The 25,734-nt window shown below is 60.4% G+C and carries 21 protein-coding genes; 6 read left to right on the plus strand and 15 right to left on the minus strand.

Annotation, left to right across the window (positions count from 1 at the left end):
- Positions 1-17: 17 nt before the first annotated feature.
- From V8J85_RS09010 to V8J85_RS09040, 7 genes are all read right to left on the minus strand, one after another.
- Positions 18-6,161, minus strand: coding sequence for a beta strand repeat-containing protein (locus V8J85_RS09010; protein WP_339953395.1), 6,144 nt, complete (start codon positions 6,159-6,161; stop codon positions 18-20).
- A gap of 237 nt (positions 6,162-6,398) precedes the next feature.
- Positions 6,399-8,324 (minus strand): 1-deoxy-D-xylulose-5-phosphate synthase, encoded by a 1,926-nt coding sequence (gene dxs / locus V8J85_RS09015; RefSeq protein ID WP_339953396.1) that lies wholly within the window; start codon positions 8,322-8,324, stop codon positions 6,399-6,401.
- A 13-nt stretch (positions 8,325-8,337) separates the two neighbouring features.
- Complete coding sequence (locus V8J85_RS09020; protein WP_339953397.1) at positions 8,338-9,216, minus strand: polyprenyl synthetase family protein; 879 nt, start codon at positions 9,214-9,216, stop codon at positions 8,338-8,340.
- Positions 9,209-9,442, minus strand: coding sequence for an exodeoxyribonuclease VII small subunit (locus V8J85_RS09025; protein WP_339953398.1), 234 nt, complete (start codon positions 9,440-9,442; stop codon positions 9,209-9,211). The genes V8J85_RS09020 and V8J85_RS09025 overlap by 8 nt, the downstream gene beginning before the upstream one ends.
- The gene (locus V8J85_RS09030; protein WP_339953399.1) at positions 9,439-10,362 is read right to left on the minus strand and encodes a histone deacetylase family protein; all 924 of its coding nucleotides are present in this window, start codon (positions 10,360-10,362) and stop codon (positions 9,439-9,441) included. The genes V8J85_RS09025 and V8J85_RS09030 overlap by 4 nt, the downstream gene beginning before the upstream one ends.
- A 112-nt stretch (positions 10,363-10,474) precedes the next feature.
- A complete protein-coding gene (locus tag V8J85_RS09035; protein ID WP_339953400.1) occupies positions 10,475-11,176 on the minus strand; it encodes a response regulator in 702 nt (233 codons plus the stop codon).
- Positions 11,173-11,679 carry a MarR family winged helix-turn-helix transcriptional regulator gene (locus V8J85_RS09040; protein ID WP_339953401.1) on the minus strand — a complete coding sequence of 169 codons (507 nt, stop codon included), beginning with the start codon at positions 11,677-11,679 and terminating at the stop codon, positions 11,173-11,175. The genes V8J85_RS09035 and V8J85_RS09040 overlap by 4 nt, the downstream gene beginning before the upstream one ends.
- A gap of 147 nt (positions 11,680-11,826) precedes the next feature.
- Here V8J85_RS09040 and V8J85_RS09045 point away from each other — a divergent pair, with 147 nt between their 5' ends.
- Positions 11,827-12,696, plus strand: coding sequence for a branched-chain amino acid aminotransferase (locus tag V8J85_RS09045; RefSeq protein WP_339953496.1), 870 nt, complete (start codon positions 11,827-11,829; stop codon positions 12,694-12,696).
- Here V8J85_RS09045 and V8J85_RS09050 read toward each other — a convergent pair.
- Positions 12,693-14,336, minus strand: coding sequence for a thiamine pyrophosphate-binding protein (locus V8J85_RS09050; protein ID WP_339953402.1), 1,644 nt, complete (start codon positions 14,334-14,336; stop codon positions 12,693-12,695). The two genes, V8J85_RS09045 and V8J85_RS09050, sit on opposite strands and share 4 nt — an antisense overlap.
- A 115-nt stretch (positions 14,337-14,451) precedes the next feature.
- Between V8J85_RS09050 and V8J85_RS09055 the strand changes: the two genes are divergently transcribed.
- Positions 14,452-14,982 (plus strand): NADPH-dependent FMN reductase, encoded by a 531-nt coding sequence (locus V8J85_RS09055; protein WP_339953403.1) that lies wholly within the window; start codon positions 14,452-14,454, stop codon positions 14,980-14,982.
- Here V8J85_RS09055 and V8J85_RS09060 read toward each other — a convergent pair.
- Together V8J85_RS09060 and V8J85_RS09065 are read right to left on the minus strand one after the other, a co-directional pair.
- Positions 14,979-15,374 carry a VOC family protein gene (locus V8J85_RS09060; protein WP_339953404.1) on the minus strand — a complete coding sequence of 132 codons (396 nt, stop codon included), beginning with the start codon at positions 15,372-15,374 and terminating at the stop codon, positions 14,979-14,981. The genes V8J85_RS09055 and V8J85_RS09060 overlap by 4 nt on opposite strands.
- A 12-nt stretch (positions 15,375-15,386) precedes the next feature.
- Positions 15,387-16,397 carry an NAD(P)/FAD-dependent oxidoreductase gene (locus V8J85_RS09065; RefSeq protein ID WP_339953405.1) on the minus strand — a complete coding sequence of 337 codons (1,011 nt, stop codon included), beginning with the start codon at positions 16,395-16,397 and terminating at the stop codon, positions 15,387-15,389.
- A gap of 48 nt (positions 16,398-16,445) precedes the next feature.
- Here V8J85_RS09065 and mnmD point away from each other — a divergent pair, with 48 nt between their 5' ends.
- From mnmD to V8J85_RS09085, 4 genes are all read left to right on the plus strand, one after another.
- Positions 16,446-17,123 (plus strand): tRNA (5-methylaminomethyl-2-thiouridine)(34)-methyltransferase MnmD, encoded by a 678-nt coding sequence (gene mnmD / locus V8J85_RS09070; RefSeq protein ID WP_339953406.1) that lies wholly within the window; start codon positions 16,446-16,448, stop codon positions 17,121-17,123.
- The gene (locus tag V8J85_RS09075; RefSeq protein ID WP_339953407.1) at positions 17,113-17,976 is read left to right on the plus strand and encodes a DMT family transporter; all 864 of its coding nucleotides are present in this window, start codon (positions 17,113-17,115) and stop codon (positions 17,974-17,976) included. The genes mnmD and V8J85_RS09075 overlap by 11 nt, the downstream gene beginning before the upstream one ends.
- Positions 17,977-18,082: 106 nt before the next feature.
- Positions 18,083-18,352: a hypothetical protein gene (locus V8J85_RS09080; protein ID WP_339953408.1), complete on the plus strand. Its 270-nt coding sequence runs from the start codon at positions 18,083-18,085 to the stop codon at positions 18,350-18,352.
- A 127-nt stretch (positions 18,353-18,479) separates the two neighbouring features.
- The gene (locus V8J85_RS09085) at positions 18,480-20,138 is read left to right on the plus strand and encodes a DUF4139 domain-containing protein (protein WP_339953409.1); all 1,659 of its coding nucleotides are present in this window, start codon (positions 18,480-18,482) and stop codon (positions 20,136-20,138) included.
- 274 nt (positions 20,139-20,412) lie between these two features.
- Here the strand turns inward: V8J85_RS09085 and V8J85_RS09090 are convergent, their stop codons facing one another.
- The 5 genes from V8J85_RS09090 to V8J85_RS09110 form a co-directional block, all read right to left on the minus strand.
- Positions 20,413-21,261: an ABC transporter permease gene (locus tag V8J85_RS09090; RefSeq protein WP_339953410.1), complete on the minus strand. Its 849-nt coding sequence runs from the start codon at positions 21,259-21,261 to the stop codon at positions 20,413-20,415.
- Between the two features lie 4 nt (positions 21,262-21,265).
- Entirely contained in the window at positions 21,266-22,510 is a 1,245-nt protein-coding gene (locus V8J85_RS09095; protein ID WP_339953411.1) for an ABC transporter permease, read from the minus strand.
- Between the two features lie 48 nt (positions 22,511-22,558).
- A complete protein-coding gene (locus V8J85_RS09100) occupies positions 22,559-23,611 on the minus strand; it encodes an ABC transporter substrate-binding protein (RefSeq protein ID WP_339953412.1) in 1,053 nt (350 codons plus the stop codon).
- 29 nt (positions 23,612-23,640) lie between these two features.
- On the minus strand, positions 23,641-24,771 hold the full coding sequence (locus tag V8J85_RS09105) for an ABC transporter ATP-binding protein (RefSeq protein WP_339953413.1): 1,131 nt from the start codon (positions 24,769-24,771) through the stop codon (positions 23,641-23,643).
- 378 nt (positions 24,772-25,149) lie between these two features.
- Positions 25,150-25,719: a hypothetical protein gene (locus tag V8J85_RS09110; protein ID WP_339953414.1), complete on the minus strand. Its 570-nt coding sequence runs from the start codon at positions 25,717-25,719 to the stop codon at positions 25,150-25,152.
- Positions 25,720-25,734: the final 15 nt, after the last annotated feature.

A 25,734-nucleotide genomic window follows, 5' to 3' on the forward strand; every position in this document is an offset into this window, starting at 1 on the left:
GGTCAAGGCGGGAACGCCTAGAACTGGATACGGATCTGGCTGGTGAACCCCCAGCTGGACAGTTGATCGCTGGCCCGCAGGTCGCCGCGGATGCTGGTGCTGAACTGCTTGGCCCCGAGGGGCGCGTCCACGGGCAGGATCCGCAGATAGTTCAGACCGGCGCTCAACTCGGCATAACCACCGAGGTTTTCGCCGATGATGTTGCGTTGCTCAAGCGCTGACCCTTCGGGCGGCGTATACAGACCGGTAGGTGAGTCCGCGAAGTCATTGTAAAAGGTTATCGTCCCAAACTGGTTTGTCGCCGACACCCCATCATCACCGAAGACGGTGCGCGACAGCGTACCACCCGCAAAGATCGTCTCCGACGTGAAATCGTTCAATGCGACGGTTCCGCCATCTTCGAAATTCACAATGCCGGTCGATACGTCGGAATAGGCAAAACCGGCCGTCGGAACGAAGGCGATATTGCTTTCGCCAAACGGAATGGCATAGCTGACCTGACCGCTGAACGTCGTCGTCTCGCTGCTGAATTCGCTATCGGTCAGACCGAGCCCGGATAGGCCGCCGACGCCGACGTTGTTAGCCACATAGTCGGTCTCTTCGACACGGTATTGCAGGTCTGCCGAGAAACGGTCAAAGGCACCAGTCAGGTAGACACCGCCGTAGCGCTGACCAAAATCGACAGTCGTGACACTCGTCCTCTCGTCACCCAGCGTTATGCCGCCTGATCCGTCGCCCTCCAGTGCGAAAACATCTTGTGTTGTCGTCCCTTCATTAAAGCCACCGATCCCGCCGAAAGAGATATCCCAACCGTCAAAATAGCCGTTGAAACAAGCAAGATCACCGCCAAGTTGAAGACCGGTGTAATCAACAGAGATGTCCCAATCGAGTGTAGTGTTGTTTTCTACCTCGGTGACCTCGCCATTGGCGTCGGCCTGACCCGCTATGCCGCGCACCCATCCGCCGACACCACAGGGGTTGGGGTCGTCATAGGCCAAACCGCTGACGAACGGGCTGGAAGGCCGGTTCACCACCGAACCAATCAGTGATTGCGCCAGTACGATGGACCCGGTGAGACCGGCGACGCCAGGGTTGAGAGAGTCTACGATAAATATGTCACCCTCATTGGGGCCTGAGCCGATTCTATCTGGCGTATAGACGATCGCCTCGCTGGCATCAGGGAGACCGAAGACCTGAAAGGTGTAAGACGCATCACCGCTGCTATCAAAAATTCTCAGGTCATCTGCCTGCTGTCCATTGCTTCCCAGAAGGTTCAGATCGAAGACCAAGGTCCCGCCCACCTCGCCAGTCGCGACAACAACGTCGGTTCCCGGCGGAGTGGCTGTGTCGCTGTCATCGGATAGATCGATATCCAGCGCGAAACGGTTGGTCCCGGTCAGATCGCCCGTGATCTCGATCGAGTCACCGACGCCTCCGCTGCGGGTCGTGGTATCGACCACACCACCACCACCGTTCAAACCGCCGCCGAACCGGAGCACGTCGCCGCCATCGTCGTTCAGGAAGATCCTGCCGCCGGTGCCGTTGGTGACCAGGCCGCCGAATTGATCTGCGTCACCGGTGACATCGACCTCACCGGTGTTGGCGAAAGCCGTTGCGATCGTACCGTCGAGGTCAAGTTCGCCGCCGCTGTCATTAATCAGGGTATCGGTCGCTGACAGCATTGCACCGTCCGCAATACCAAGCATGCCGCCGCTTTCGTTTGTCAAACCACCGGTGATCGCAAGACTATCCCCCGCAGCGATATCGAAGTTGCCGCTGTTTGTGGTCGCGCCAATGATGGCGGCTGCTCCACTGATCTCGGCATCCGCATCGTTGTCGAACACACCCGTCAAGGTGCCACCGGCCAGCGCGACAGTGCCCCCTGCGAGGTTGTCGACATCGCCGGTCAGAGTGCCGCCATCGATATTGATCGTCGCCCCGGATTGATTTGTCACGACGCCATCGAACGCCGCGGCGACATCCACATTCAGCGCAGCACCACCGCCGGTATTCAACGTCGTCCCGGTAACTGTGCCCGCGGCATCGACTTGGCCGCCATCGTTTTCAAGATCGCCACCCAACGTACCGGCGATGATCAGATCACCATCCGCCCCATTGTCGATATCACCGGTCAGTATGGCCGCCGCATCGATCTCGGCCAGACCGTCGGTATTGGTGATATTGCCCGTGGCACTGGCTGTCACATCGATCGTACCGCCGTTATTGGTCACACCGTCGGTGAACGTGCCGCCTTCGACGATAAATTCGCCGCCGCCTGCCACGGTGGATGCATCGGTAATCGTCCCGCCAGCCTGCAGGGTGAAATCACCGGTACCAGAGACATCCACCCCGCCTTCGACAAGGCCCGCATTGTTGGCATCACCACCGCTGACGTCCATCCCACCTTGCACGGTGCCGGTATTGTTGACCGTGCCACCGGTCACCGTGACTTCACCAGTCACCACATTGGTGTTGTTGAACGTGTTTCCATCGACGCGGGCGTCTCCGTTGACGGTGCCTGCGTTGGTCAACGTACCTGTCTCTGCGCCACCGGAGTTGATGCTGGCAACGTCGCCATTGACCGTCCCAGCTGCCGCGATCGTCACATCACCATCATCCGCAATCAGTTCTTCCCCCGCGCCCATCGCAATCGTTCCCCCAACGGTCGCGATGCCGCCCGTCGCCACGATACCACCCGTGAAAGTGCCGCCATTGGCCTCTAGCGTGCCGCCGCTGACCGTCGTGCCGCCGGTCACCGTGCTGCCGGTCACGGTCGTCACAACGCCGTCAGAGACGTCAAGCGACCCGACCGTGCCGTTCACGTCGGTATCCGCCGTAGCGCCCGTGCTTGCGACCTCACCCGTGACGGTCCCATCGATCGTCGTCTGCCCCGCGACGCTGTCGATATCGCCCGTCAGCGTTGCAGTGGTTTCCACGTCGACCGTGCCGCCGTTGTTGGTCACATCACCTGTGCTGCTACCGGCGATGACGATGGCGCTGGTCGTGTCAACCGTTGGTGCGTTGGCCGTTGCCCCGCCCGAGAACGTGCCCCCATTGGCGGTAAATGTACCGGCGTTGACGACGATCTCTGCCGCCACATCGCCATCATCCAGTACAAATTCCGGGCCACCCGCCGCAGCGCCGGCAACGGTGACCGTGTTGCCAGCCGTGATGTCGCCGGTATTGGTGAATGTGCCCGAGGTAACGGTCAGGTCACCATCGAGCTGTCCTTCGTTGCGGCCCTGCGCCCCGACACCGGCATAGGTCACATCGCCTTCGAGGTCGCCGCCGCTTTCGATCAGCAATTCGGCATCCGCGATACTGACATCCCCTGTCACGTCTCCACCGATATTGACCTCACCATCGGTGGCGGTGATCCCAGCACCAAAGTTACCGCCATCGGCCTGCAACGTCCCACCCGTAACCGAGGCCACGCCTTGCACATCGCTATTGGTCGTTGTGGTGAACGTCCCATCCGCAACGGTCGCCGTACCGGTGATCGTACCATCGCTGTCGACGTCACCGCCATTGACCGTCAGGTCACCGTCAAGCTGGCCACCGTCGGCGATGCTAGAGGTGCCGGTCGTGTTGGTCAGATTACCGTCCAGGTCACCTGTCCCGGTGATCGAGACCGTGCCGCCGTCGTTGGTGATATCGCCGGTCGCTTCCCCATCCACGATGATCTGACCGTCGTTCAGCGCGGTCATGCCCGCATCGAATGTCCCGCCCGTCGCGTTCAGACTGGCCGTCGCGCCATCGACGGTGACGGCCCCATCGACACCGCTACCCGCAGGTGTCGTCGCAAGCTGGGTAAAGTTGCCATCCGTTACGCTCAGCGTGCCGGTGATGTTGCCCGCCGACTCAATATTTCCGGCCTGATTTGTTACATCGCCGGTCAGTTCGATACCGGGATCGATCGCGATGTCAGACCCCATATTGTCCAGATCGAGCGTCGAATCCGCCGTGATTTCGACATCACCGCCATTCGCGTTCAAACCGTTGGTAAACGTTCCGCCCGCGACCTCGACCGTACCGCCAGCCTCGACCGTCACTTCGTCGATCACCGTGCCCGCATTGGTCAGTCGGCCCCCATCGACCGTGATCGCATCGGTCGTGTCATCCAGCGTCGCACCGCCATTGACGGTGACCGTTCCACCCGTCTGTACCAACTCTGTCGTCAAAGTCGCGCCACTGCCGATATCGACATCACCGCCATTGACTGTTGTCGTGGCAACGGTCGTCGCCGCATCGATGTCGAAGGTGCCATCGTCATTCACGGTGACATTCTGATCCGCTACGCCATCATTGAACGTGCCGCCACCGGCCACAAGCGTGCCGTCGCCTGTGATGACCACGTCGTCTTGCACGATACCTTCGTTGACCAGGCTCCCGCCCAAGACCGCGATTGTCCCGTCGGTATCATCAAGCGTGCCGGTCGCATTGATGGTCGTCGTGCCACCCGCCTGGGTCAGATCGGTGGTCAAGGTCTGGCCACCGGCGACATCGACCGTGCCGTCATTCACGATGGTGTCTGTGACGGTGACGCTTGCATTCACGTTGAAATTACCACCGTTAACGGCTACGTCGCCGCCCAACGTCCCGCCATTGGCCTGCAGGATGCCGTCGCCCGCGATCGTGACGTCGCCGCTGATCGCGCCGCCCGTATTGTTGCGCACATCACCCGTGCCCGAAATAGCCAAGGCATCGTCGATCGTGCCCGCATTCTCGACCGTCCCGCCCGAGACATTGGCCGTGCCATCGGTATCGTCCAACGTTGCCCCGGCCCCAATAGTCGTTCCGCCGTCGGTCTGGTCGAAATCAGTAGTCAGGGTGACACCAGGATCGATCGCGACCGTGCCCCCATCGTTGTCCACGGTATCAGCGGTTGTGCTTTCGTTGATATTGAGCGTGCCGTCGAAAATGTCGATATCGGCGAAGGTGCCGCCATCCGCATCCACGATACCGCCTGCATTATCCGCATCATCCGTACCGATCTGGACCGTGCCAGTGATGTCGCTGACCCCCGCAAGGCCCGCATCGCCGTTATTCACAAGCGTACCGCCGTTGACGAGCACATCCCCGTCGATGATCCCGGTCGGATCGCCGTCGGCCTCGCCATTGTTCAACTGACCGCCGGTGATCGTGACATTACCGTCGATCGTGCCGTTATTGTTGTTGATGCCATCTTCGACATCCAGATCGGACGTCAGGGTCACGCCGTCATCGACGTTCACGGTCCCTCCGGCCTGCGTCATCGCGACGGTCGTATCGGCCTCCACGTTGAATTCGCCACCATCGACCTGCACGCCGCCGGTAAAGGCACCACCACCCGCATTGATCGTACCGTCCGTCAAAGTCGTCAAACCTGTCACGCCGCCCGCATCGTTGTCGAAGATCGCACCGGCAGTCGTCACGGTGACCGTGCCACCAACCGACCCGGTATTGGTGAATTGGCCCGCATCCTGCTGCACGTCACCGCCGACAGTGCCAGTGACCGTCAGCGTGCCGCCATTGACCTCGATATCGTCTTCAGCCGCCGTTGAACCCGAAACGGTCAGCCCGCCACGCTCCAGCACATAGTCACCCTCATCCTGGGTGCCATCGTCGACGCTTGTGCCGCTCAGCACTAGGGTGCCCGCGCTGCCCGGGTCTCCATTTATAGTGATTGTACCTTTATTGGATATCCCGGCACTCACGGTCGCCGTGCCAGATACGACGTCAATGGGAAGTGCATCGCCGTCTTCCACAACGATCTGATCGCCATCACCCGCTGTGTCGCTAATTTCGTAGCCATCCGTATCGAATGTGATCGCGCCCGGACGAACATCGACCTCTAGCCCGACATTCGCGGTCGCCCCCCCTGACAGACCGCCAAAGGTGACGGTATCGGCATCGTCACTCGAAAATGTGGTATTGGCGTCATTGTTCACGGCACTGTCGAAATCGGGGCTGGCCTGATCCTGCCAGTTATTGTCCGACGTGTTCCAATCGCCATTTCCGATTTGAATACCGAATGTATCCGGATCACTGTCCCATGTCAGCGCATCCTGAGCGCTGGCCGCCTGGCCAAAGATCATCATGATACCGCATAATATGGCGGTGCTGTTCATCAGTTTACGGCGAATGGCGGGGTGATCGGCGGTCGTTTGGGAATAAGACACCTGAAATCCTCGAAACACAAAAAAGCTGCACGTATTTGTTGCAGCATCTTCATTGCTCTTCAAGCGCGTGAAACCTGGCCTGGTTGGGTGCCGATGCATTGGTCGCAACCGCAAGAGCCGCGAAAAATCCATGATTATCAAATGCCTGACTGCCTTTTTACAAGAAAATACCGCAACGGCACCGTGGCGAGGGAAACAAGCTGTTAACTAAATTGGCTGCAATCAATGGCTGATTTGTCACGCTGTTGACGCTGCTTGGCCCCCGATGCGGCTGATCCCCAGCACATCGAGCACCTTTGCCTCGATGTGTTCGGCGTTCAGACCGGCCACATCGTACATCGCCCCGGGGCTGGCCTGGTCGATAAAGACGTCAGGCAACACCATCGACCGGAACTTCAACCCCGCATCGAAAACCGCGTTGTCGGACAAAAGCTGGGCAACATGGCTGCCAAATCCGCCAACGGCCCCTTCCTCGATTGTGATCAAGGCCTCGTGGCTGCCAGCCAGTTTCAAGATCAGCTCTTCATCCAGCGGCTTGGCAAAGCGTGCATCGGCGATCGTCGGGGTGATGCCCTTGGCCTGCAGGGCCTCGGACGCTGCGATCACCTCCTGCAGGCGTGTGCCAAAGGACAGGATGGCAACCTTTGCGCCCTCTTGGATCATCCGTCCTTTTCCGATTTCAAGCAATTCTGGGTCCTCGGGCATCTCAACCCCGACCCCTTCGCCCCTTGGGAAGCGAAACGCGATCGGCCCCGCATCATGTTGCGCTGCGGTCGCGACCATGCGCACCAATTCGGCCTCGTCCGCCGCGGCCATCACGACAAAACCGGGCAGGTTGGACAAATAGCCAATGTCGAACGAGCCCGCATGGGTCGCCCCATCCGCCCCCACGAGCCCGGCACGGTCGATGGCGAACCGCACAGGAAGCCGCTGGATCGCGACGTCATGCACGACCTGATCATAACCGCGCTGCAGGAACGTCGAATAAATGGCGCAGAAAGGTCTCAGACCGCCCGCCGCCATACCGGCGCTGAATGTCACCGCGTGTTGCTCCGCAATGCCTACATCGAAACAGCGGCTTGCATAGCGTTCCATAAAGCGCGAAAGCCCCGTCCCGTCCGGCATGGCGGCGGTAACGGCGACGATTTTGGGGTCGTCAGCGGCCAGTTTCATCAGCGTATCGGCAAAGACCGACGTATAGGATGGCGCGTTGCTTTTCGCCTTTTTCTGCTTGCCTGTGACGACGTCGAACTTGGCCGTCGCATGACCCTTGTCGTTGGCCCCTTCGGCGGGGGCATAGCCCTTGCCCTTTTGCGTGATCGCATGGATCAGGATCGGGCCATTGGCGCGGTCTTTGACAGTGCGCAGAACCGACAAAAGCTGCTCCATATCATGCCCGTCAATCGGGCCGAGGTAGGAAAAGCCAAGCTCTTCGAACAAGGTCCCGCCGACGGTCATATGTTTGAGCATATCCTTGGCCCGCTTCGCCCCCTCGCGGAACGGTTCCGGCAGCAGCGACACGGCTCCTTTGGCGGCCGCCTTGAATTCCTGGAACGGCGCGCCCGCGTATAGGCGCGAGAGGTAGGATGACATCGCACCAGTCGGCGGCGCGATCGACATTTCGTTGTCGTTCAGGATCACGATCAGGCGTTTGCCCAGATGCCCGGCATTGTTCATCGCCTCATAGGCCATGCCCGCCGACATCGCCCCATCCCCGATGATCGCAATAGCATCGCCGCCTTCGGCGCCCAGGTCCCGGGCAACGGCAAAGCCCAACGCCGCCGAAATCGACGTACTGGAATGCGCCGCACCGAACGGGTCATAAGGGCTTTCGGACCGTTTGGTGAACCCACTCAGCCCCTTTTCCATCCGCAAGGTACGGATGCGGTCGCGACGACCGGTGAGGATTTTGTGCGGATAGCATTGGTGGGACACATCCCAGATGATCTTGTCCTTGGGTGCATCGAATACGGCATGCAAGGCGACGGTCATCTCAACCACACCCAAGCCCGCGCCCAGATGCCCGCCTGTGACCGATACCGCCGAAATCGTCTCTGTCCGCAGCTCATCCGCCAGTTGACGCAACTCCGTATCCGACAAGGCTTTGAGGTCATCCGGCGTCGTCACGCGATCAAGCAGGGGGGTATGGGGTTGGTCTGACATATCGACCCTTCCTTCAATGCGTCCGCGTTATGACAAAACGGGCCGCTTCCTTCAACGTCTCCGCGTCGTCACCATAAATAGATAAGGCATCACATGCCTCTTGCACGAGTTCCCCCGCGCGGCGTTTCGCCCCATCAAGACCGAGGTGGGAGACAAAAGTGGCTTTTCCGGCATCAGCATCCTTGCCGACCGCCTTGCCAACGGTAGCGGCATCACCTTCGACATCGAGAATGTCGTCGGCGATCTGAAAGGCGAGGCCGAGGGCATTTGCGTATGAATTTAGGGCAGACGTGTCTTGAGCCGCGAGTTGTGGACCAATGGTCGCCGCCCAGTTAATCAGAGCTCCGGTCTTACTCGATTGTAGCTGGGTAATACTCTTCAGACTAAGTGGTTCATCGGCAGTCTCAGCCTCAATATCCTGCATCTGCCCGCTGACCATCCGCTGTGCAGACCTCGCCAAAACTCTCGCCGCCTCCGACCGATGTGGGCCCATCCGATGATGCAGCATGAGATCGAAAGCCAACGCTTGAAGCGCATCGCCGGCAAGCACTGCAACAGCTTCGTTCCATTGTTTATGTACAGTCGGCAGCCCACGGCGAAGATCATCATCATCCATACATGGCAAGTCATCATGAACCAGCGAGTAGGCGTGAATGCACTCGATAGCCAATGCCGCATCGGTCGCTGCATCATCAGCGACCGCATGAAGACGACATCCCTCCAAAGCCAGAAACGCCCGAAAGAATTTCCCGCCGCTCAACGCATAGGTCATGGCCTGTGGCAGCGTGCCACCGTGATGCAGCAGAATTTCTGCACGTCGCCCATCAATGCGTTTGCCGACATTTTTGAGCGTGTCTCCAAAGGACATCCGCTCTACGGTCTCATCACCCATCCAACGGCGCCGTCCCCTTCGGCTCCCCGCCTTCGCCGAGCGTAATCTTCGCGACCTTCTCCTCCGCCTCTTTCAGCTTCGCCTCGCATCGCGCTTTCAAAGCCGCACCACGTTCATAGAGCGCAATGCTCTCATCCAGTGCCACGTCGCCACGCTCCAACTGCCCCACGACGCTTTCCAGCTCTTTCATCGCGTCTTCGAAACTCATCTGATCCACGTCGCTCATCGGCCGCGCTCCTCCAAAACCTTGACATGGGCGGCGGCGGACGCGCCCAGTGCGGGCAGGTCATAGCCGCCTTCAAGGCTTGATACCACCCGGCCATCACAGTGTTTGTCCGCCAGATCGCACAAGCGCTCAGTCACCCAGCCGAAATCTTCTGTCGTCAGTTCCATACCCGCCAATGGATCATCGCGATGTGCATCAAATCCGGCGGAAATGATCAGAAGTTGCGGAGCAAATGCATCGACGCGCGGCAACACAACCTGCTCCATCGCATCGCGAAAACCCTTGGACCCGGTGCCGCAGGGCAAGGGCACGTTCAACACATTCCCCACGCCCGTCTCATCCGCCGCCCCAGTTCCGGGATAAAGCGGCGATTGATGGGTCGAACAGAACAGGATGCGGGCATCCTCCTCCACCAGATCCTGCGTGCCATTGCCATGATGAACGTCAAAATCCACAATCGCGACCCGCTCCAAACCATGATGATCCAGTGCATATTTGGCCGCAATCGCCACATTGCCAAAGAAGCAAAAGCCCATCGCCGTCTCACGCTCTGCATGATGGCCCGGCGGGCGCATAGCGGCAAAGGCATTCTGCGCTTCGCCCGACATCACCAGATCAACGGCGCGTACAGCAGCACCGGCCGCGCGATAGGCCGCCTGCAACGTTCCAACAGACATATGCGTATCCGCATCCAACGACCGCCATCCTTCTGCGGGGGCCGCATCACGCACGTTATCCACATGCGCTTTCGGATGCACACGCAGCAGATCATCCTCGGCGGCCAAAGGCGCCTTCACCCGCAGCAAATCAAACCCCTTCAATGCACCCAACACCGCATCCAAGCGCGCCACCTGCTCCGGGTGGCCGGGAGGGGTCACATGGTCCAAACAATCATCATGTGAAATCAAAGCTGTCGTCATAGGTCCAAAGAACCCAATTCAGCCCCAAACCACAACCAACTTCTTTTGGCCCTAAATATCCCCGCCGGAGGCGTCCAAAAAATGTAATGCGCCCAAAGGGCGCTCCACCGAACTACTCAGGCGCCAACATATACCCCGCCCCGCGCACCGTCTGCAGATAGCGCGGCTGCTTGGGATCCGCCTCGATCTTGCGCCGCAACCGGGTGATCTGCACATCTACGGCGCGTTCCTGCGTCTGTCCGCCCGAGCGGCTCAACTCCTCGACCAGCCGCGCCCGCGTCACAGCCTCACCCGGACAGCCCGAGAAGATGCGCATCAACTGGCTTTCGGTCGCCGTCAGCCGCACGAGCTGATCCCCCTGCCACATCTCCCCGCGCTCAATATCATAGCGAACAGGGCCAAGGTTCAGCACCTTGGGCAAAACGGCAGTCGGTTCCGCCGCAGGCACACGGCGCAAGATCGCGTTGATCCGCAAAAGCAATTCCTTCGGCTCAAACGGCTTCGCCAGATAATCGTCCGCCCCGGCCTCCAGCCCGGTAATCCGGTCATCCGTCTCACCCTTCGCCGTCAACAGCATGATCGGCGTCGTGATCGTCTTGCGCAGGTCACGGCAAAGCGCCATGCCATCCTCTCCCGGCATCATCACATCCAGCACGATCAGATCGAATTCCAGCCCCGACAACACCCGCCTTGCATGGGCGGCATCACGGGCCGTTGAGACCAGAAAGCCCGATCGCATCAAAAATTTCTGCAGCAAGCCCCGAATGCGTTCGTCATCGTCAACAATCAACAGGTGGGCATCATCAACATTCATTCGGTTTTGTCCCTCATCGCCTCGTAGTGATAGCGCGTATCACCATCCATCATCGCCTCCAGCACTTGCCGGAAACCGGCGACCGCCGCTGGCCCGGCGGCCCGGTAGGCGGCGCGCATCCGGTCCCGCTGTGCATCCGACAGCTCGCGCTCCAATTCCGCACCGGCCGCTGTCAAATTCAGATGACGCTCCCGTTTGTCCCGTTTTCCCACCGTACTCGCCACCAAACCGTCTTCGATCAATGTACGCAACACACGATTAAGCGATTGCTTCGTCACACCAAGCACGGAAAGCAAATTGTTGACGGTCGTCCCCGGGTTACGATTGATGAAGTGGATCGCCCGATGATGCGCGCGGCCATAGCCCTTTTCGGCCAGGATACGATCCGGGTCGGCGGTGAAACCGCGATAGGCAAAGAACATCGCCTCGATCCCCTTGCGGATCTGATCATCGGTCAGAAACAGCAGGCTTTGCCCCATCTGTGGCGGCGGCCCTTCGCGCATATTGCCCTCCTCGGTTCTTCCGATCACAATACGTCAGCTTTGTTGACATTCCAAGAATCAACTGCTAGCGAAACGCAGAAATTGCGCAATATTATGTCCGAAACGGACCTATTTGCGTAACAAATGGCAAACGTGACGGAGGCTTCGATGGCTGGCGCATATGATGACAGAGACGGCAAAATCTGGATGGACGGCCAGCTGGTCGACTGGCGCAGCGCCAATGTCCACATCCTGACGCACGCGATGCACTACGCCTCATCGGTGTTCGAGGGCGAACGCTGCTATAGCGGCAAGATCTTCAAATCGCGCGAACATTCCGAACGCCTGATCCGGTCTGGCAAGCTGATCGATTTTGACATCCCCTACACGGTGGATGAAATCGAGGCCGCGAAACAGGCCGCACTTGATGCTAACGGCCTGACCGACGCCTATGTCCGTGCGGTGGCTTGGCGTGGCTCTGGCGAAGACATGGGCGTCGCCGCCGCGCGGAACCCCGTCCATTTGGCCGTGGCCGTCTGGGAATGGGGCAATTACTATGGCGACGCCAAAATGAAGGGTGCCAAGCTCGACATCGCGAAATGGAAACGCCCCAGCCCCGAAACCGCACCATCCCAGGCCAAGGCGGCGGGGCTCTACATGATTGCGACCATGTCCAAACATGCGGCCGAGGCGAAAGGTTGCTCTGACGCCATGATGTTCGACTATCGCGGCTACGTGGCCGAGGCGACGGGCGCGAACATCTTCTTCGTCAAGGATGGTGAGGTCCACACCCCGAACGCCGACGCCTTCCTCAACGGCCTGACCCGCCAGACTGTCATCGGCATGCTCGAAAAGCACCAGATCAAGGTCCATGAACGGGTGATCATGCCCGAGGAACTGGAAGGGTTCGAACAATGCTGGCTGACCGGCACGGCTGCTGAGGTGACGCCGGTCGGGCAAATCGGCGACTATAATTTCGTGGTGGGCGCAATGACCCGCGACATCGCCGAGGAATACGAACAGCTGGTGCGGGCCTAACCCACGGTGGCGCGCACCTGGCCAAGGGTCGCGCCGGTCGAAAGCGCCTCTTCATCGACTTTGCAAGTGATGACCGCCAAGGCCCCCGATGCCTGCGCTGCGGCAAATGCTTCGGGGAAATCGGCGGTTGTGGTCACCGTCACGCCGTAACCGCCATAAGCGCGGGCCAGTGCCGCAAAGTCCGGGTTTTGCAGCGCAGTACCCGACACACGCCCCGGATAGTGTTTTTCCTGATGCATCCGGATCGTGCCATATCGCCCGTTATCCATGACGATGATGATCGGCTTTGCCCCGTGTTGCATGGCAGTGCCAAGTTCGTTGCAGGTCATCTGAAAGCACCCATCCCCGGCAAGACAGACCACGGTGCGGTCTGGGTGCTCCAACGATGCGGAAATCGCCGCAGGCACGCCATAACCCATCGAGCCCGACGTGGGGGCCAACTGCGTCCCATACTGCTTGTAGACAAAGTAGCGGTGCAGCCACGCTGCATAGTTTCCCGCGCCATTGGTGATGATCGCGTCATCGGGCAGATGATCGGACAGCCACTTGATCACCTGCTCCTGCTTCAGATCACCGGGGCTGTCCTGCGGCGTGATCCAGGCCTCATAATCGGCCCGGGCGCTGGCGGTCCAATCCGACCAATCCCCAGCCGCCTCAACACTGGCCAAAGCAGCCAGGATATCCGGCGCCGTGGCGACAGCGCCAAGGTCAGGCGCGAAAACCCGCCCGATCTCGTTCGGGTCGGGATGCACATGGATGATCACCTTGCCCGGATCACCCGGATTAACCAGCGTATAGCCCTGCGTCGCCGTATCACCGAAGCGGGTGCCAAGCAGGACCAGCGTATCGGCGTCGCGCACCCGTGCCGCCAGTTTCGGGTTCATCCCGACGTTAAGGTCTCCGATGTAGTTGGCATGGTGGTTATCCATGTAGTCCTGACGTCGAAAGCCAAGGGCGACTGGCACATTCTGCGTTTCGGCGAAGACCTGCAGATGGGCTTGCGCCTGGGCGCTCCAATGCGGGCCACCGGCGACAATCAAAGGCTTATGCGCCTGCCCCAGCAAGTGCATGATTTGTCGCGTCGTATCTGCCGCGACATCCGCGTGAACGGTCGGCACTTTCAGATCCGCCACATGCGCCTGCGCGCTCAGCATATTTTCGGGCAGCGCCAAAACCACCGGCCCGGGACGCCCGGCCATCGCCATCCGGAAAGCACGCGCGATGTATTCGGGCAGCCGGTCGGTGTGATCCACCTGCGCGACCCACTTGGCGAGGCCGCCGAACATCGCGCGATAATCGACCTCTTGAAAGGTTTCGCGATCCGTATGCCGGTTGTCGATCTGGCCCACGAACATCACCAGGGGCGTGCTATCCTGGCGCGCGATGTGGATACCAGCGCTTGCATTGGTCGCCCCCGGCCCGCGTGTGACGAAACAGACACCGGGCGTTCCGGTCATCTTGCCGTAAGCCTCGGCCATCATCGCGGTGCCGCCTTCCTGACGGCAGACGACGTTCTGAATACCGCTGTCATAAAGACCATCGAGGGCGGCCAGAAAGCTCTCTCCCGGCACCGAAAACACGCGCCGCACGCCCAGTTTCACCAGCTGATCGCTGAGTATCTTGCCGCCATGCCGGATCATCCGCGCCTCCTCTTTTGATGCGCACCATGTGGCAAGCGGAACCGACAGACAAGGCGCGGAGTTGCACCCCGAACACCGCGCGCTAGTTCAGGCGGGAACCAGAAAAGGATATGACATGACAACGCTTTTGGGCATTTCGGGATCATTACGCAAAGCCTCGACCAACACCAAACTGATCCGCTATGCGGCAGAGGTTTTCGCACCGGACGCCTTCGTCGAGGCGAATATCGACTTTCAGCTCTACAATGGTGATGTCGAATCCGAAGAAGGGATCCCGCAGGCCGTCCAGGCATTATCCGATCAGATCGCGGCAGCGGATGCGGTGATCATCTCGACCCCGGAATACAACAAGGCGATCTCGGGCGCGCTGAAGAACGCACTGGATTGGGTCAGCCGGACCGAGGGCAACCCGTGGAAGGACAAACCGCTGGCGATCATGTCGGCGACGGCGGGCCGTGCGGGCGGTGAACGGACGCAGTTTTCATTGCGGCTGGCGATGATGGCGTTCCGGCCTCGCATACTTCAGGGGCCTGAGGTGCTGGTGGCCGCATCCAGCGAAGCCTTCAATGATGATGGCAAGCTCAAGGGTGACATGTACGTCAAGCTGATGAAGGAACTGATGGGTGATCTGAAAGCGCTGACCTAAGCGCGGTTCGAAATCTCGATCAGGTTACCGTCGGGGTCGCGGATATAGAGCGAGACAAGCGGCCCGGTGGCGCCAGTGCGGGCGATGGGACCCTCCTCAATCGTGACCCCATGGTCCGCCAGATGGGTCTGCCAATCGGCCAAAGGCGTATTACTGAGGAAGCAAAGATCACCCGAACCGGGCGTCGGATTGTCGGCCTTTGGGTCGAATGGTTTTGCCGCCGGGTGCAGGTTGATCTTCTGCTGTCCGAACTTCAGCGCCCAGCGGGCCGAGCCATCAGCGGGCTGAAACTGCTCTGGCACCATACCCAACACATCGCGGTAAAAGGCAACGGTACGGTCGACATCCACAACCGTCAGGACAAAATGATCAAGGCTTGAGACGCTTGGCATGTCAATCCTCCTCTACTGAACAGCCTTAAAATCCTCGGGGATGGTGTCGCGACGCTCAAGCAACAAATCGGCCATGACCTCGCCCACCTTTGGGGCCATGCCAAAGCCGATTTTGAAACCGCCATTGGCGATGAACTCTCCCTTGCGCAATGGATGCCGCCCCAAGACCGGCGCACGGCTGCGGCTGCGGGGCCGGACACCGGCCCAGCGTTCGATGACAGGCGCGTCGGCAAGAACAGGAAACGCGGCGATGGCCCGCGCGACGACATCATTAAGCGCGGCATCGGTGCTGTGCGGATCGTCGAATTCCCGCTCTGACGTCGACCCAATCGCAACCGTTCCGTCGCCGTGCGGAATGATATGCAGCGCATCCGCGAAAAGCTGCGGCTGGCCTGCCGCATCATACCGCAAGAGGGCCGCCTGCCCTTTCACCCCATTCCCTCCGATCTTTTTGCAGCCCTCCCAACCGGTGGCCCAGACCACGCGGCCCTCTTGCCTCGCATCGGTCGTCACCTCACCACCAAGTGCCACGACTGCATCCGCCAAGGCGCGCGTCGCACGGCGGGGATGGATCAGCGCAGAGAGGGTGTCACGGACCACCAGACCGGTGGGTGACGGCGGCATCCATGCAGAGTTACCCGTCGGCACAACCTCCCAGACCGCCTTGCCTTGCCACAAGGTCTTGGCCGAAACGGCCCGCTGCTGCGCCAATTCCACGGCGCGGTCATCTACCAAGGGCTGCAACCGCCCGGTCCGCGCATAACCGACTTCTGCGCCGGTCAGATCAGTAACCCCGGCCCAGAACGCCTCGGCCATCATAAGACTTTCGAACTGAAACGCCTTCTTTGCATTCCAATTCTCGGGCACATGCGGGGCCAGCGCGCCGACGATCCCACCGCTGGCACCCGACGCAACACCATATGGGTCGATCACCCGCACCTTGGCCCCGCGCCGCGCGCAGGCATAGACGACGGACAGCCCGAAAATGCCCGCCCCCATCACCGTCACATCCGCGATTGCCATTCGCCGCCCTTCCGCCCAAAGATGCCTTCGTATCTAGGGCATGGGCGGATGGCGGACCAGACAGCAAAACTCGACTGGCGGGATGGGGTGCCGATCGCGACGGCGTTTGATGATCCGTACTATTCGCTGGATGACGGGCTGGCCGAGACGCGCCATGTGTTTCTGGCGGGAAACGATCTGCCCGCGCGGTTTGCAGGTGATTTCCATATTGCAGAACTTGGTTTCGGGACCGGGCTGAACTTTCTGGTGACATGGGCGGCCTGGAATGAAGCCGGGCGACCTGGCGCGCTGCGCTTCACGTCGTTCGAGGCCTTTCCGATGGACGAGGGCGACATGCGCGATGCGCTGGGCCATTTCACGGAACTCGCGCCATATGCCGAGACCTTTCTGGCACATTGGGCACCCGGTCAGCGCGATGTGACCCTTCCGGATGGCCCGACACTCGACGTAATCATCGGCGACGCCCGCGAGACCCTGCCCGCGTGGGAAGGCCAAGCCGACGCATGGTTCCTCGACGGTTTTTCACCCGCGAAGAACCCCGAACTGTGGAACTCTACATTGTTGCAGTCGGTTGGCCAAAACACCAAACCCGGCGGCACCGCGGCGACCTACAGCGCGGCGGGCCATGTTCGGCGGAGCCTGACCGAGGCCGGTTTCACCGTCGCCCGTACCCCCGGCTATGGGCGCAAACGGCACATGACCCGCGCGAGGCTGGATGCAGAATAACCCGCGCCTTGGCATCCTGTTGATGACGGCGACGACATTCATTTTTGCCGCGCAGGACGGGATTTCTCAGCATCTGGCGCGCAACTACAACGTGCTGATGATCGTGATGATCCGCTATTGGTTCTTCGCAGCGTTCGTCATCACCATCGCCACCCGGCAATCGGGATCGATCCGGGCGGCGGCGCAAACGACCCAGCCGATCCTGCAGATCACGCGGGGAGCCCTGCTCGCCACCGAGATCTGCGTGATGGTCACGGCCTTTGTCTATCTGGGTCTTGTGGAAAGCCACGCGATCTTTGCCTGCTACCCGCTGCTGATCGCCGCGCTTTCCGGCCCGATCCTGGGCGAAAAGGTCGGCTGGCGGCGCTGGGTCGCGATCGGAATCGGATTCGTCGGGGTGCTGGTTATCCTGCAACCCGGCTTCGCCGTGTTCTCGCCCGCTGCACTCATCGCGTTGACCTCGGCGTTCATGTTCGCGCTTTACGGATTGCTGACCCGCTACGCCGCCCGGCGCGACAGCACGGCGACGTCGTTTTTCTGGACCGGCACGGTTGGTGCCATCGTCATGACGGTGATCGGCATCTGGGCGTGGCAGCCGATGAGCAGCACAGACTGGGCGTGGATGGCGTTGCTGTGTGTCACTGGCGCGTCAGGTCATTGGCTGCTGATCAAGACCTACGAGGTGGCCGAGGCGAGCGCGGTGCAGCCTTTTGCCTATCTGCAGCTGGTTTTCGCAAGTGCCATCGGTCTGACGATCTTTGGCGAGACCTTGCGGTGGAATGTCGCCCTTGGTGGCGCGATCGTCGTGGCGGCGGGGCTGTTCACGCTGTGGCGGGCGCGACAGGCTGACTGACCGCCAACATTTCAAACCGAAACAGCATGTGATCTGCCCGAACGACGGAGCCGGAAGATGCGCCCGTTCAACCCCGCATACTGATCAACAACAGGAGGATATCGGTATGAAGAACGTGATACTTTTGGCATGTGTGACATCCATCGGTCTGACGGCGGCCCCTGCCATGGCCGAGCCGAAACGGAACCTCGACCGAGTCGAGGATCGGATCGACCGCATCGAAAGTCGCCGTGATGAGCGTGTGGATCGCGGCCCGCTGGACCGCATCGAAGACCGGATCGACCGACGCGAAAGCGTGCTGGACCGGGCCGGTGTTGAATACACACCGCGGATCGACCGACACGAACGGCGCAGCTGGTTCCGCCGCTGGCACTGAATATCCGGCCCTGCATGTGCGATGTGCCATGCAGGGCCGCTTAGAATTTTTTTGGATCAGTAACCAAGGATGGTCATCCCTGCCGCGTCTGAGTGTATAGATGACGTAAATATTGCAGGAGACCTTCATGTTCCGCCCCCTTTTGACGACCAGCCTTATCGCCCTTTCGGCCCCCGCCTTTGCCGACACGTTCACCGCAGATGCGCGGGTCGACACCGTTACGATCTACCCGGGTGTCGCCACAGTGATGCGTCAAATCACCCTGGATCTGCCCGCCGGACAGCACGAGATCATCGTACCCGGATTGCCCGAGGGCCTGAGCTCGGAAGGGCTGCGCCTGGCCGCAACGGACGGTGCGCAGATCGGCGCCGTCAACCTCGCCTTTGACCGGTTGCCCGTCACGCCTGACCTTTCATCGCCCGAGATTCAGGCCGCCGAGGATAAAGTCGAACGGTTGGAAGATATCCTGCGTGATCGCAACGCGGATATCGAACAGATCCGGTTGCGGGTGAAAGCGGCGGAAGAGCAGATCGCGTTCCTGCAAAGCCTGAGCAAGGCCAATGCGGGTGAAAACCTGACCGCCGACGCGGTCACCGACATTCAGGCCCTGGCCGAGATGGTGGGCAGCGAAACCCTGCGTGTCCGGCAAGAGGCCTTCGCCGCCGAGCAAGAGGCGCTAGCCGCCGAACGTGCCCGCGAGGATGACGAGGAAGCGCTTGCCGATGCCAAGCGGGCGCTTGCGGCTTTGAAGGCACCGCAACAGGCCGAAGGGTCGGTTCTGACCTTTACCCTGAACGCAGCCGAGGCGGGTGAGGTGACCGTCGATATCAGCGCGCTTGAAGGCTATGCCAACTGGTCACCGGTCTATGACATGCGCCTGACCACGGGCGATGATGGCAGTCTGCAGATCGAACGGTCCGTCGTCGTCAGCCAGCAGACCGGGCAGGATTGGCTGGATGCCAAACTGATCCTGTCGACCGCACGTCCCGGTGAACAGACGGCACCCAGCGGCGTCTGGGCGCCGGTGCGGCGGATCGTGTCGGAAGAGGAATTGGAGCGCGAGCGTAATCAAGTCTTCCTGTCGGATAGCGTTCAGGGGCGCGCCTTGGCACCGGCACCGATGGCAGAGGCGGTCATGGCGGAGCCCTTCAAAGCAACCGCTAATTTCAGCGGCGCGACAGTCACTTACAGCTATCCCGGCACCGTCGATATCCGCGATGGGGTTGAGGATTTGCGCCTGCCTTTGGACACCTTGACGCTTGATGCCGATGTCTGGGCCGAGGCCGTGCCGAGCCGTGACAGCATTGCCTACCGGATGGCGGAATTCACCAACACGACCGATGAAATCCTGCTGCCCGGTCAGGCCTTGATCTTTGCCGATGGCACGATGATCGGGTTCGGTAATCTGCCTTTGCTGGCTGCCGGGGCCGAGACGGAAATGGGTTTTGGTCCGTTGGATGGCTTGATCCTGACCCGCGCGACGCCGAACAAGAGCGAGGGCGATACGGGTGTGTTTTCCAGCGCGAACCTGTTGACCGAAGCGGCGGTGATGAGCGTCGAGAACGTCACCGGGCAGGATTGGAAAGTGCTGCTGCGCGATGCCATCCCATATTCCGAGCAGGACGATCTGGAAGTGGAATTCGAGGCCAGCCCCCGCGTCACCCGCACCAATCCGGAAGGGCAACGCGGTATTCTGGAATGGGATCTGGAGGTGGCTGCAGGCGAGAAGCAGGAAGTGACTTTGGACTATACCCTCGAATGGCCGGACGGGTATGTTTTGCGGTAACATCGGTGAGGGCTCGGTCTTGTTTGAGGCGGCGTCGCGCCGAAAATGCAACCTTTGGGTGAGTTAGGGGTGCAAAATGGCATCTCTCGCTCTCAGTCTTTTTTAAGCACCTGAAATCGCTAGGATATTCCCGGTTTTTGCGTGTCGGAAAAGCGTCGGACAAACGTCGGAATTCCATCGGACCCCGCCGCGCGCTGCGCTGGGTTTTTGTTAACAGTTGGCAGTCTTTGTCCAACGACGGAAATAAAGCGTGAATGTATCGTGCGGTGGGGAGCTACCGCGATCCGCGAAGCCGTTCGGTGCGCCGTCGCAGGATTTCCAGTGTCACCAGCAGCGCGATGGACAGGATGACGAGCAGCGTCGCAACGGCGAGGATCGTTGGGTTGATCTGTTCGCGCAGGCCCGAGAACATCTGGCGCGGGATCGTGCGCTGTTCGGGACCTGCGAGGAAGAGGACGAGGACGACCTCGTCGAAGGACGTCACGAAGGCGAAGAGCCCGCCGGAGATCACACCCGGACGGATCAGGGGGATCACGACGTCCCAGAACACTTTGACCGGCGATGCGCCGAGGCTGAGCCCGGCGCTGAAGAGCGTCCGGTCGAAACCGGCCAGTGTTGCGGTGACCGTGATGATGACGAAGGGCACGCCAAGGGCTGCATGCGCGATGATCAGGCCCGCATAGGTGCCGACGAGACCGAAGGTGGTGTAGAAAAAGAACATACCGGCGGCGATGATGATCAGCGGGACGATCATCGGGGACAAAAGAAGCGCAGTGATCAGCCGTTTGAACGGCATCCACGGGGAGGCGAGTCCGACCGCCGCAACCGTACCCAGCACAGTCGCGAGGATGGCCGCTGCGACGCCGATGACGAAACTGTTCCAGATGGCCAGCGTCCATTTCTGGTCGGTGATGATTTCGTTGTACCAGCGCAGGGAGTATGCCTCGGGGTCGAGCGCCAGCATGCCGGGGGTGAAGGTAAAGAACGGTTCTGCATTGAACGACAGCGGGACGATCACCAGGATTGGCAGGATCAGGAAGGCGAGCACGATATATGCTGTGATCCGCAGCGCGTAGTGGCCTGCGATGTGCCAGAAGGTGAAGTATTCGGGAAACGCACGCATACCTCTATCCCAGCTTGATGTTCCCGGCCCCTATGAATTTGTCATAGAGCCAGTAGAGCGCGACGATGAGGAACAGGAGGAGTGAGCCGAGCGCGGCTGCGAGTTCCCAGTTGTTGGATTGCTGCATGTGGAAGGCGATGATGTTGGAGATCATCTGTCCGTCTGTGCCGCCTACCAGTGCGGGGGTGATGTAGTAGCCGACCGAGATGATGAAGACGAGCAAGGCGCCAGCTGACAGCCCCGGCAGGCTCATCGGGAGATAGATGCGCAGGAAGGCCGGGATCGGGCGGCTGCCCATCGACATGGCCGCGCGCATATAGCTGGGGTCGATGCCGCGCATCACCGAATAGAGCGGCAGCACCATGAAGGGCAGCAGGATGTGGGTCATGGCGATGATGGTCGAAAATTGGGTGTAGAGCATTTCGAGCGGATCGCCCGTCAAGCCAAGCGCCATGAGGGTGGAATTGACGACCCCGTTGGTCTGTAGGAGCGCGATCCAGGATGTGGTGCGGACCAGAAGCGATGTCCAGAACGGCAGCAGCACGAAGACCATCAGGAAATTCGCGTGTGATGTGCTGCTATGGGCCATGTGGAAGGCGAGCGGGTAGCCGAGGATCAGCGTCAGGAGCGTGATGATAAGGGCCATCCAAAGGGTTTTGCTGTAGAGCTGCAGGTAGATTTTCGTGTCACGCTGCTGGATGGACCCGTCGCGTGTTTGTTCGAGATCGAGCGCGGTCAGGTAATAGCTGGATGTGTAGGTCTGCCCGGCCTTGCGCAGTGCGCGCCAGATGCCGGGTTCGGACCAGGCCGCGTTGGCCTCTAACAGCAGCGTCGCGCCGGTATCGGCCAAGGTGGTGTCCTCGACCCGTCGTAATTGCCGCGCCGTGGATTTCACCACGCTGGATGTGCCGGGCAGGAAGCGGTTGACCTCTTCCGCGAGCTGGCCTGAGGTACGGTCGTTGGCGAGGCGTTTCAGGTCGATGGCGAATTGGGTCAGTGCCGCGTCCGAGGGCCGTGCCTCCCCATCCCAATCGGCGAGCGCCTGAAGGGAGTCGGGCACCAGATCGGCCACGGTCGGATTATAGGCGCTGCGGAACAGCATGGATGCGATGGGCGCCACAAAGGCGAAGGTGATGAAGGCCAGAAGCGGTGCGACGAACAGGAATGCGCGCAGGCGGCGCGCGCGGACCTCACGCGCGGCGTTGCGCGCGTCTTCGGGGGGGAGCCGATGCTGGTGTGCCTTAACCATGGTCGTTTCCTGATTGGCCCCGCGCGATGATGCGCGGGGCCGAACCGCTTATTGCAGCAGCCACTCGTTGAATTTCTCACCGAGAGATTCACCGAAATCGGCCCAGAAGATGCCGTCGGCCTTCAGCCCCTTGTCGAGATGTGCTGTCGGCAGATCCTGCTTGATATCTTCGGGCAGAAGCGCCTGTGCGGACCGGCGGGTCGGGCCATAGGCCACATCCTGCATCCCCGAGAGCGGTATGGTCATCGTCGCCGATTTGATGAAGTCCAAGGCGGTGTCCATCTTTTCGGTGCCTTCCATGACGGCCCAGACGTCAAGGTCGTAGACATGGCTGTCCCAGATCATGGTAAAGGGCGCGCCTTCGTCCTTGATCGCGGCGAAGATGCGGCCATTGGCGGATTGCACCATCTGCGCCCCACCATCATTCAACAGAACGGGGGCCTGCGACCAGCTGTCATACCAGACGATATCGTCCTTGATCGTGTCGAGCTTATCGAAGGCGCGTTGCTGGCCTTCTTCGGTTGCCAGAACCTCATAGACCTCTTCGGGGGCGACACCGTCGGCCATCAGGGCCCATTCCATGTTCACCTGCGGACGCTTGCGCAGGCCACGCTTGCCGGGGAAGTTTTCGGTATCGAAGAAATCGACGATCGTTTGCGGCCCGCCATCGGGATAGGCGTCATCGGAATGCGCAAAGATGATCGACCAGACGATATTGCCGACACCGCATTCATGCAGGGCCTCCGGGATGAAGTCCTCGGCCGCTGGCGTGCCATCATCGCCGGGTGGCAGGATCGAATGGTCGATGACCGCGACGTACCCTTCCGAGCAGGCGCGTTCCAGGTCGATCACCTCGATATCCACCACATCCCACTGGATGTTGCCGGATTCGCTTTGCGCCTTCATTTCGGCGACACCACCGCCATAGTCCTCGAACAGGATGTTGGTGCCGGTCGCGGCGACGTAGGGGTCGATCATGTGTTCTTGCTGGGCCGCCCCGTAGGCGCCGCCGAATGAGGTGACGGTCAGATCCTGGGCCGTCGCACCTTGCGCACCGAGCGCCAACGCCCCCGCCGCGAGTAGTAGATGATGATATTTCATTCAAACCTCCTTGTATGTGCGGGGTTATGTCAGGGCCCCGCTTGCCCCGTGACATCAGGCATCTCCCCCTCATGGGAAAATGCGATGCTATCCGTGATGAGCCATTGAAGACGACCTTTGTCCCCTTCGCTGAATTCGGGCGCGGATAGGTCATTCAAAACTTTAACCACGATTTCCGCGCCGTCAGCCAGCCGAAAATAGTAGCGGATGAAATCGCCGACATAGATCCGCGCAACGAATGTCGCGGTGATGTCGTTGTCGTGATCATGGGTCGTGGGATGGATGAACAGCTTTTCGGGGCGGACGGACACCATGCAGCGCCCGCCCTGCTCCAGCCCATCGCCGGCGGTTGCCACGACCGTGCCCCCGCCCGGGACGTTGACCACGGCGCGCCCGTTTTCGATCCGGTTGATCTGGCCCTTTATGAAATTGTTTTCGCCGATGAATTCGGCCACGAACGCATTGGCAGGCCGCTCGTACAGTTCGGCGGGTGGTGCGCATTGCTGCACGATGCCGTCGTTGAACACCGCGATCCGGTCGGACATCGACAGCGCCTCGGCCTGGTCGTGGGTGACGTAGATGACGGTGAAGCCGAGTTGTTCGTGCAGGCGCGTGATCTCGTACTGCATCTGTTCGCGCAGTTTCTTGTCAAGTGCGCCGAGCGGTTCGTCCATGAGGATCAGTGTGGGTTCAAATATCATTGCGCGCGCCAGGGCGACCCGCTGCTTTTGCCCACCCGAGAGCTGAGCGGGATAGCGGTTGCCGAAATCGCCAAGCTCGACGAGGCCGAGGTATTCGGCGACGCGCTTCGTCTGGTCCGCTTTGCTCATCCCGCGCACGCTGAGCGGATAGCGCAGGTTTTCGGCCACGGTCATGTGCGGAAAGAGCGCGTAGTTCTGGAACACCATCCCGATATTGCGCTTGTAGGGGGCGGTTTTGTTGATCGACTGACCGCGGATCGAAATGGTGCCGGACGTCACGCTTTCGAACCCGGCCAGCATCATCAGAACGGTGGTCTTGCCCGATCCGGACGGCCCCAGAAGCGTGATGAATTCGCCCTGCTCTACCTGCATGTCGAAGCCTTTGACGACCAGAACCTTCTGGTCATAGCTCTTCTTCACGTCATCGAACGCGAGGAAGACGTCGGCTGCTGTCTTCATTATCGGTTTGCCCCACGCAACTTACCAAAACTCCACCGCGACCCGGCTGCGGGCGGCACCCTTGGAATACCTGCGACTGTAGACTCCGGTTCGGCTGACCCGCAAGAGCGCTTAGGCGGCGTCTGCATTTGGAACGCATCACCGGTTTCAGTCAAAATTGCTCAATTCTAGGAGAATGAGCGCAGGACTAACGGGTTAATTCAAGCTCATTGGACGACGAAATGGGCAATTTTGGCGAAATCCCTGCGGGACGCGGCCCATTTTGCCCCTGCCATCGCCGATTTGTCCTTCCGATGAACCACATCGCTGCGGTCAAATCGACTTGTCAGCGGCAAAATGGGTCTCGCGCCGGTGATGCGTTCTAAATGCAGACGCCGCCTAGCCGACAGCAAACCAAGGATGCGCCTCTGCGACCGGTTTGAGCGCCTCGGGCGAAATGCTGGGCGCTGAGATGTCGAGCTTTCGCAGGTTTGGCAGATCGCAAAGCGGGGTGAGGTCCAGGTCGGTTCCGTCGACGGCGATCAAAGTCAATTCCTCGATCGGCAAGCCAGCGAGCGGCGCCAGATCAACGACCTGTTGGGCGGTGTTGTAACCGCCCTCGATCCCCAGAACGCGCAAGGACGTCAGTTCTGCAAGGGCGCTGAGGTCCAGTGGATTGCCATTCTCGCGCAGATGCACATCCTGTAGCGCGACAGCTTGTTCGATCCCCGCGAGGCTTTTGAGTTTCGAGGAGTGCCAGAGGCTGAACGATTTGAGACAGGCGGGGAATGGCACCATCGTCAGGTCGGGGGCGGACAACCAGCGCAATGACAACCCTTCCAACGTCAAGGTGTCGAGGCCCTTCAGCTTTTTCCACTCGGCCTTGCGAATCGTGTGGACCGACAGCGTCGTCGCGTTGCCGAGTGTGGTGATATCCAACCGTGCGGCTTCGAACTGGCGGTGTGACATGCGTGCGTTCCTGCT

Origin of the sequence: Yoonia sp. 2307UL14-13, assembly GCF_037572755.1 — a bacterium.
In the GTDB taxonomy this organism is placed as follows: domain Bacteria; phylum Pseudomonadota; class Alphaproteobacteria; order Rhodobacterales; family Rhodobacteraceae; genus Yoonia.